The sequence below is a fragment of the Chryseobacterium sp. VD8 genome, from assembly GCF_037149975.1.
Lineage (GTDB): Bacteria > Bacteroidota > Bacteroidia > Flavobacteriales > Weeksellaceae > Chryseobacterium > Chryseobacterium indicum.
This window is the reverse complement of the sequence record NZ_JBBCQL010000192.1, coordinates 1-9,005: the sequence shown is the minus strand read 5'-3', so window position 1 is coordinate 9,005 and position 9,005 is coordinate 1. Positions and strand designations below refer to the sequence as shown.

General features: G+C 36.7%; 9 protein-coding genes. 1 reads left to right on the top strand and 8 read right to left on the bottom strand.

Features of this window, described 5'->3' with window-relative positions; all coding sequences use genetic code 11:
• Nucleotides 1-24: 24 nt before the first annotated feature.
• Nucleotides 25-354 carry a HesB/IscA family protein gene (locus WFK35_RS17350; RefSeq protein WP_214587656.1) on the bottom strand — a complete coding sequence of 110 codons (330 nt, stop codon included), beginning with the start codon at nucleotides 352-354 and terminating at the stop codon, nucleotides 25-27.
• Nucleotides 355-627: 273 nt separating this feature from the next.
• Between WFK35_RS17350 and WFK35_RS17345 the strand changes: the two genes are divergently transcribed.
• Nucleotides 628-1,482 carry a GLPGLI family protein gene (locus tag WFK35_RS17345; RefSeq protein WP_214587655.1) on the top strand — a complete coding sequence of 285 codons (855 nt, stop codon included), beginning with the start codon at nucleotides 628-630 and terminating at the stop codon, nucleotides 1,480-1,482.
• Nucleotides 1,483-1,537: 55 nt separating this feature from the next.
• On the opposite strand, the gene ypfJ is transcribed toward WFK35_RS17345, so the two are convergent.
• The 7 genes from ypfJ to WFK35_RS17310 form a co-directional block, all read right to left on the bottom strand.
• On the bottom strand, nucleotides 1,538-2,398 hold the full coding sequence (gene ypfJ / locus WFK35_RS17340; protein ID WP_336733639.1) for a KPN_02809 family neutral zinc metallopeptidase: 861 nt from the start codon (nucleotides 2,396-2,398) through the stop codon (nucleotides 1,538-1,540).
• A 72-nt stretch (nucleotides 2,399-2,470) separates the two neighbouring features.
• The gene (locus WFK35_RS17335) at nucleotides 2,471-4,555 is read right to left on the bottom strand and encodes an LTA synthase family protein (protein ID WP_336733638.1); all 2,085 of its coding nucleotides are present in this window, start codon (nucleotides 4,553-4,555) and stop codon (nucleotides 2,471-2,473) included.
• A gap of 162 nt (nucleotides 4,556-4,717) precedes the next feature.
• Complete coding sequence (ribH, locus tag WFK35_RS17330; protein ID WP_214587652.1) at nucleotides 4,718-5,236, bottom strand: 6,7-dimethyl-8-ribityllumazine synthase; 519 nt, start codon at nucleotides 5,234-5,236, stop codon at nucleotides 4,718-4,720.
• A 3-nt stretch (nucleotides 5,237-5,239) separates the two neighbouring features.
• On the bottom strand, nucleotides 5,240-5,935 hold the full coding sequence (locus WFK35_RS17325) for a tetratricopeptide repeat protein (RefSeq protein WP_214587651.1): 696 nt from the start codon (nucleotides 5,933-5,935) through the stop codon (nucleotides 5,240-5,242).
• Nucleotides 5,936-6,125: 190 nt separating this feature from the next.
• The gene (locus WFK35_RS17320; RefSeq protein ID WP_336733637.1) at nucleotides 6,126-6,662 is read right to left on the bottom strand and encodes an adenine phosphoribosyltransferase; all 537 of its coding nucleotides are present in this window, start codon (nucleotides 6,660-6,662) and stop codon (nucleotides 6,126-6,128) included.
• Nucleotides 6,663-6,665: 3 nt separating this feature from the next.
• Nucleotides 6,666-7,865 carry a hypothetical protein gene (locus tag WFK35_RS17315; RefSeq protein ID WP_336733636.1) on the bottom strand — a complete coding sequence of 400 codons (1,200 nt, stop codon included), beginning with the start codon at nucleotides 7,863-7,865 and terminating at the stop codon, nucleotides 6,666-6,668.
• A 51-nt stretch (nucleotides 7,866-7,916) separates the two neighbouring features.
• A complete protein-coding gene (locus tag WFK35_RS17310) occupies nucleotides 7,917-8,930 on the bottom strand; it encodes a hypothetical protein (protein WP_336733635.1) in 1,014 nt (337 codons plus the stop codon).
• Between the last annotated feature and the right edge of the window lie 75 nt (nucleotides 8,931-9,005).

The following is a 9,005-nucleotide window of genomic DNA, read 5'->3' as shown; positions in this document are numbered from 1 at the left end:
TGAAATCTGCATCCAATGTCTTTTTTACAAAGAAAAACTCTCACCGCATCCGCAGGTTCTGGATGCATTCGGATTGTTAAAAACAAATCCTTTTCCGTTTAAACCTCCTGAATATTCAAGAGTGGTTCCAGCCAAATAGAGGATTGATTTTTTATCTACAATAATTTTGATATCATTGTCTTCAAAAATCTGGTCGGCATCTGTTTTTTCGTTGTCAAACTTCAGTACATATTCTAAACCAGAGCATCCTCCGCTTTTTACTCCCACTCTTATATAGTCTTCAAAAGGCTTAAAACCATCTTCTGTCATCAGCTGAATGGCTTTTGCTTTTGCTTGATCTGATACTTTTATCATTGTATTTATTTAGAATGATTTAATAATGCAAAAATACGAACTAATTTCCGCAATCTCAAATCGAAGATATCTATTTTAATGATTCTGTTCTTAATAGATGTATTTCGCGGATGAATTTATTGTTAAAAATGTTTAAAGTTTCCACAATAGAAACGCTTTAGGTAGTTTTTGATTTAACTTTGATCGGGATTTTAAATCTATAAATAAAATAAAGATTTCACGGTTTTTTTGTGTAGTCTTTAAAATTACGGTTTACAAAAAAATATACTATAAATGAAAAAATTAGGCATTCTTGCTTTGGCTCTGTTCATGCAGACCGCTTTTGCACAAACCAACAGATTTGTATATCAGGTGACGATGAAACCCGATGCATCCAATAAAAATGATACCAAAACAGAAAATGCGTATCTGGATATTTCTCCGGAAAAATCTGTTTTTTATTCCGAAAACAGAATTAAAAGAGATTCTGTCATTCAGGCAGCAATACAAAGTGGAGGAGCAAGAGGTTTTAACAGAGATCAGATGGAAGCTTTACGATCCAACATCAATTATTCTGTTGAAAAAGATAAGAAAAGCCAGAAAATAACCTTCAAAGACAGAATCGGAAGAGATATTTATACTTACGAGGAAGACCGCCCGATCAACTGGAAAATTGCTTCAGAAACCACAAAAATCGGAGATTATAAAGTTCAGAAAGCAGAAACAGATTTTGGAGGAAGAAAATGGACGGCGTGGTTTACCACAGATCTGCCTTATCAGGACGGACCATACAAATTCGGCGGACTTCCCGGACTTATCGTGAAAGTAGAGGACGATAAAGGAGAATATTCTTTCGATTTGATGAAAAATTACAAAATCGCAGACTTTCCGACAATGAGCCAGTTCGGAAATACCATTAAAGTGAAAAGAGACGATTATGTAAAACAGCAGAAAAAATTCATGGCAGATCCGATGTCATTTATGACACAAGGCGGCGGAATGGGTGCTCCGATGAGAATTGACGGTGGTGGAGGAAACCGTGGCGGCGGTGGATTCGGTGGAGGAAATTCCGGGGATTTCAGAAAACGTATGGAAGAAAGAGTAAAAGAGGAAGCAAAAAGAAACAGCAACCCGATAGAATTACAATAAAAATTAACCCTGAAGATTGGTTCTTCAGGGTTTTTTATTTGACTGATTTAAATAATTATTTCAAAAGCTGATTGAAAGTATCTCCCTGTCGGATGTCTCCGGTGTTGTATCCTTTCATAAACCATTCTTTACGCTGCGCGGAGGATCCGTGCGTAAAACTTTCCTGATTAACGTATCCCTGTGATCTTCTCTGGATATTATCATCACCAACCGCTTCAGCCGCTTCAATAGCCGACTGAATATCTCCGGGTTCAAGAATGTGCTTTTCAGCATCCGTTCTTTTTGCCCAAACTCCGGCGTAAAAATCTGCCTGAAGTTCTGTAGCAACAGAAACTCTGTTCATTTCTGCTTCAGAATACTGTCCGCTTCTTCGTAGCTGATCTACTTTTTGCGTTGTTCCTAAAAGTGTCTGAACATGATGTCCCACTTCATGCGCCAAAACATACGCTACCGTAAATTCCGTTACTTTAGCGCCGAATCTTTGTTGAAGTTCATTGAAAAAGCTCATGTCCATATAAACAGACTGATCTGCAGGACAGTAAAAAGGTCCCATTGCAGACTGTGCCACTCCGCAGCCGGACTGTGTAGTCTCCGAAAAGAGGATAATTTTCGGTGGAGTATACTGCATTCCGTTTTCCTGAAAAACCTGATCCCATGTCGTGATGTTCCATTTTCCCATCATGTCTACCATTTCTCCGATTTTTTTGTCTTCCGCAGTCAGTTCTCTCTGCTCTGTTCTCGGAGATCCGGAACCTGCTCCCGAAGAAAGAATCGAGGAAGGATCACCTCCCAGAAAGAATATAATTGCAGCAATAATAAGCGTTCCCAGTCCGCCTCCTACAACGGCTCCGCCGCCAAGTCCGCGTCTGTCTTCCACATTACCGCCTCTATCGTCCGTCCATCTCTTAGTTTGTATTTTTTATTTGTTGGTAAATTTAAAAATTTAAACCATACAATTTTTGTGCGGATTATGATATTTTCAAAATATTTATCGATTCAGCTGATTTTTTTTCAGCCAGAAAGAAGTCGACTGATACGCTGAAATCGTTGCATCCACCATCGGCTTATTCTGTTCCTTTTCTTTTAAAGGATTTTCATCAAAATAAATATTAAATTCCGGAGCAAGATTGTTTTTCTGCTGTACCAGAGCGTATTGCTTAACCTTTCTTACAGGAGAAATAACCGTTAAATAATTGTCCTTCACAAATCCTAAATCCTGATAGGTTGCAACATAAGCTTTCGGCTGAAATTCTTTGCTGAAAACGTCCTGTCCTAAAAATTTCGACTGATAACTGAAGTTCAGTAAACCGAAAACAGTAGGCATCACATCAATCTGAGACATCGTCTGCGTAAATTTCTGCGGCTGGATAAATCCTTCCGAGAAAACCATCGCAGGAATTCGGTATTTATCCATCGGAAGTTCTGTGTCTCCTGCACTGGAAGCGCAATGATCTGCAATGATAATGAAGACCGTGTTTTTATACCAGTCCTGTTTCTTAGCCATTTCGAAGAATTTTTTCAAAGCATAATCTGTGTATTTTACACCGCCTTCACGGGATTTTGCATTTCCGGGGATATCAATTTTTCCTTCAGGATAGGTAAAAGGTCTGTGGTTTGAAACCGTCATCCAGTGATTGAAGAACGGCTTTCCGGATTTTGCTTCGGCATTCATGGTTTGGATGGCTTTTTTTGCCATATCTTCATCAGCAACGCCCCAAACGTTTGCAAAAGTGATTTCTTCCGGCTTGAAATTATTTCTGTCGACAATATCATACCCGTTTCCGGCATAGAAATCCTGCATATTATCGAAATAGCTGTATCCACCGTACAAAAATTTCACATCATATCCTTTTGATTTGAAAACACTTCCTGTGGTAAATTTATTTTTGTTGTTCTCTCTTTTAATAATGCTTTCTCCGGCAGTAGGAGGAATGCAGAGCGTTAACGCTTCAAGACCGCGGACGGTTCTGTTTCCGGTAGCGTAAAGATTGGTAAACATTAATGATTTATCGGCCAAACTGTCTAAAAAAGGAGTGATTTTCTGTGTATTTCCATAATGTGCTAAAAAATCTGCGGATAAACTTTCAATAGAAATTAAGACGACATTTTTTTTCAGTTCCGGTTCTGCAGACACAATATTTCTTTTCAGGACAGGTGGAGCAAACTGGCTTAAAAAGTTTTTTTCTGCCTGACTCTGATTGATTTCAGGATAAAACTGAAAATAATCCAGCTCGTTGTGGGTAAATGCCCAATAGAATTTCGGAAGACCGTTTGCCTGAATTTCTTCTTCAAAAACACTGCTTCCTTTCATTTTTGTAGTGAAATTTAATCCAAATAAACTTACTCCGATCAAAAGAATAAATGATCCCAGCAAAATAAATTTCTGCTTCAGATTGGGAAGATCTGAAAGTTCCTTTCTTGTTTTCCTGAAAATGAAAAAGGTAATGGCAAATGTTACCAGAAAAATTACAGAAAAAAGAGGAACCACCGGATAACTTTCCATGATGTTTCCGATCACTTCATTGGTGTAAATGAGATAATCTACCGCGATGAAATTGTATCTCAGTCCGAATTCATTGTAGAAGAAATATTCGCTTACTGCGTTGAATACGATGAGTAGAACGTACAGAAACAGGGTTATAAAATAAAGTACATTCCGTATTTTCAAACGTTGTTTCGGGAGGAAAAGCATTAATGCGAAGCAGATAATTTTTAACCCGATAAAGGCCAGCGCAATTTCTGCAACCGAGCCGCCGTATTGTTTGAATATATTGTTCGGAATCAGAAGAATGTACAGAAAAAACAGGACTAAAATTCCCAAAATGATCTGTCCGTAAGGTTTCTGATATTTTGAATTGGATAGAAATAAAAAATAGAGGGCTAAAAAGGTGCTGGCTAAAATAAAAACCAAGGCATCATTGAGAACACCTACCAATATTATTTTTAACACTTCAAATACTCCAAAACTGGCTGTGGTAATGGGATGGAAGAAAAATACAATCCTTATGATTAAAGAAATGATAAGGTAAAAGATTCCTAAATAAAGGAATGGTTTTGTTTTCTGAGCAAACATTGTTATGATTTGAATATGAATTCTTACAAAAATAAGTATTGAATATTATTTGAGCGCATAATTTTTAAAAATACCACAATATATATTCGGGAGATAACTTTCTGGGACAAAAAAAGAACTATTGAAGAATAGTCCTTTTTAAATATTTTTCACTTCGGAAAATTATGAATTCCCAAATCCTATATTCCCTTTTCTGCCCGAAAGATTCTTTTTAAAATCAATCATCTGCAAAGCCGTAACTGCAGCTTCAACCCCTTTGTTTCCAAGATCGCCGCCGCTTCTTGCAATCGACTGCTCTTTTGTATCGTCCGTTAAAACACAGAAAATAGTCGGAGTATCTGTAAGAACATTACAATCTTTAATTCCCTGTGCAACCGCCGAACAAACGTAATCGAAATGAGGCGTTTCTCCACGGATCACACATCCGATCGCAATTACTGCATCAAATTTTCGCTCTTTACAAAGCTGCATACTTGCGTAGCTTAACTCAAATGCTCCCGGGACCGGAAAAAGAGAGATTTTTTCAGATTTAACTCCTTCTTTTTGAAGGATTTCCAGAGCTGCATCACGAAGATTGTAGGTTACAAAATCATTCCACTCAGAAAAAACAATGCCGATAGAAAAATCATCGGCATTGGTTATGTTAAGTGGCTTGTAATCAGAAAGATTAACTGTTGCCATTGTTTAGTAATATTTAGTCATTTCAATATAAGAATCAGACATTCCGTTGTCGTAGTCCTGATATTTTTCGTCAATTGTTGCAAAATACTTTTTAGCTTCTGCATTTTTCTTTAATCCTAAAGCTAAGATACCGGCTTTTCTCGTAAAATAATACGTTGTGTAAGGATCGTCTGAAGCTGAAGCCGCTTTGTCTAATAACTGAAGGGCTTCATCATTTTTGTTAAGCCCGGATTTTGCATCTGCCATTGCTCCATATTTCATTGCCATCAATGTTTTGTTGTCAGATGAAAAACTATCTAAAAGATCATAAGCTTCCTGAAATTTACCTTCTTTGAATTTCACCAAACCTGCGTTGTAAGCAGAAAGCTTTCCTACGTTGGTTGCAGAATATTCGTTATAAGTTCCTAAGAAACCCGGATTTGCAGCAGATTTTCCGCCTAAAGCCTCTTTATCTTTACCGTCAGCAAGATTTTTCTGAGCAGCCAGGAAACTTTTTACAGCTTCTGCATTTTTAGGAGTTACAACAAATTGCTTGTAACCGAAGAAGCCCAGAACTCCTAAAATAAGTAGTCCGAAAACAATTCCCAAAGGTTTTGAATATTTTTCAAGGAACCTTTCTGTGTTTAAAGCTTCTCTGTCAAGATCTTTAAAAAACTCAACAGTTTCTTTACCTTCCTGCTCGTTTGTAATTTTTGCCATAAATTATTAAAAATTGAAATGCAAATTTAATTGTTTCTGAATGATTTACAAAATACTTTGTGTGTATTGTTGATTTTATTTGAATAATTAAAGGAAATTATTACAAGTGAATGAGTGAATTGTGAATAGTTAATCATGAAAAATGCTCCGGAAAACGAATTCCAGAGCATTTTGTCCTATTTTTTGAAATTTAATATTCTAAAATATGATAGATTTCTGCATTAAACTTTTTCAGTTTTTCTTTGCCTTTTAAATCTTTTAATCCAATTAGGAAACTGAATTGGGAAACGGTTGCGCCTTGTTTTTCAACCAATTTAGCGGCAGCTTCAGTTGTTCCTCCGGTTGCTAAAAGATCATCATGAATCAGAACTCTTTGTCCGGATTTTAACTGTCCTTCACGGGTTTCAATCACAGCACTTCCGTATTCCAGATCATATTTTTCTGAAATAACGGGTGGCGGAAGTTTTCCTGCTTTTCGGATTAAAATAAAAGGAACTTCTAATGCAACGGCGATGGCAATCCCGAAAAGATAACCCCTGCTTTCAATTCCGCACACCGCATCAACTTTTCCTTTGCTGAATTGTACCAGATCTGCAATCACTTCTTCATACAGTTTCGGGTTCAGGAAAATAGGAGAGATGTCCTTAAACTGAATTCCCGGAATCGGAAAATCAGGAATATTTTCAATGGTTTCTTCCAGTTTTGTGATAAGCTGCTGCGATGCCATTTTTTACGGATTGATTTTGTAGCTGGAAATTTTCCAGTCTCCGTTTACGTTTTTAAGTCCGAAAGTTGCTTTCAGAGATGTTGTTTTTCCACTTTTATCCGTTACATCATACGTTGCATTTACACTTGCAGAAGTTGCATTGGAAGCATTGGTGGTGATGTTTTTTACGCTTACATTTTTCACCGAACCAAATCCTGAAGTCGGGTTCGAGAACGACTCATAACTTCCCCAATTCGGGTTACTTGCAGAATTGTATGCAGCTTTTAAGTTTTGAGCGCTTACGTTATTTAAAAATCCTGAAACCGTGCTTTTTGGATCTGCAGCCGGTTGTTTAGGTGCTGCAGGAGTTGTTGGTGTGGCTGCATTTGGATCTGTTGCAGAAGGAACGGTCGCATTCGGATTGTTCGGATCGATTACGGCAGGATCCTGAATAACTGCTGTTGAATCTACTTTCGGTGCAGCCGGAACTTTCAGTAAAAGTGGATTTACATCCAATCCGATTTTTGTCATTTTGAAAGTTTTAGCAGTTGTTTTTACAGAAACCGTGATGTCGATTTTATTATCAACAACCTTAGCAGCAGGAAGTGAAGAGAATTTTAAATTAAATCCTTTGAAGTTATTATCCTGCATTAAATTTTTAGCCGTAGAAAGTTTTATTCCGTTGCTGAATACTTCCAGCGTTGCTTCCAGACCAGCTCCTGTAAAGGATACAGGATTTCCGGCGTTATCAACTAATCTCGGAACAATTTGAAGCGCAGTAGGAGCTCCGGTTCCGTCATCTCCTGTCGGTCTTGTGGTAATGCTCAATGAATTGGCTTTTACGTCATTCGAATCGCTTTCTTTAGCCTTGTCATTTCCGAAGATATTCATTTCTCCTAATGAAGGCGGTGCTGTACTTGCCCATTCGATTCCGTTTTTTTGTGCTACCTGATCTGCCATTGCCATAATTTCCGGCACTTTTTTACCGTCAATCAACTGTCCTAAAGCTTTCAGTTCGGCAACATCTCCATCAGCTTCCACTCCAAAAGTTTTTAGGATGTAGAGCGCTTCGTTAAATTTAATTTGCTTAATAGTAGGTAAACTTGCCGTCATATCATTGATACTCGACTGCAAAGTTTTAGTATTGGTAGCATCTACATGATCTTTCTTGCATGCTGTGAAAAGCAACAGGCTGAAAATTAGTAGAAAAGAAAACTTTTTCATTTTTTTTTCGGTTTACCACAAAAATAATAAAACCATTATTAATAGAGGATTTTATTTTTTATTTTGTTGTTCTTTTAGCTGATCTCTGAAAAATGAACTGAAAACAGTCTGCATATTCGGAAAAGACGGATCTTCCCAATATTTTGTTGTGTAATTGCTTTTATTGGTATTCAAATTTACACTTTCGATATCTTTATCATTTCTGAATTCTATTTCCACAGGATAAAAATTGCTGTAATAGATCAACTGGTTGTAGTCTGGCTCACTTTTGTGCTTTAATTTGATAAATCGAATATCGTTAAATTCCAGAAGATCTCTTAAGGTTTTATTGCTTTCTTTTTCGTAAGAAGCATTTGAGATTACTCTTACATCGTAAAAACGGTATCCTAAAAAGTTTACTTCTTTTTCCTGTAAAGCACTGTGAGCAATTTCGATCTGATCTTTCCGGTCACCTTTCAGTTCTTTAATGACGGCATTTCTTTTTTTATATTCCTGAATATTTCCAACGTCTTTCATCTCAGGTACATTCATCATTTTGCCATAATCAAAGGATGCTGTCAATTTTTTATCAACATTTTTGTCTTCAATCCTGAATGCTCTGTATTGTTCTACATCGGCACTTTTCAGTTTTTTTGTTTCATTATCAAAAATGTAAGTAATGATTCCGTCTGTGTAGCAGTTTAACTTATTGTTTACGGTAACGTAAGAGTTAAAGTTTCCTTTTACAAAAATATATTTTGCGGGTTTATTATTTTTTATGATCACACGTTCGATATCTTTTATTCTGTCATCCACTTTAATGATTTCTTTGTCGAAATCTGCATAGGACAAAGTAGCAACAGACATATTATCGTAGATGAGCTGAAACTTTTCCTGATCCGGTTTTATGGATAGTTTGTCTATTTTTCCATCAATATCAGAGTAGGCTACAATACTTCCGTCTTTCCCAAACACCGAAATCTTAGGAAGTGGTTTATTGGTTTTTTCCGAAATGAAAGTAATGCTTTGTGCATTCAAAAAATTTACAACGATTGTTAAAAATAATAACAGTAGATTTTTCTTCATGATTGATACAATTAATGTTTTTTTAGTTAAATCATTCTTTGTTTAAGACAATTAAAATTCAGAAAGGCTGTAGGA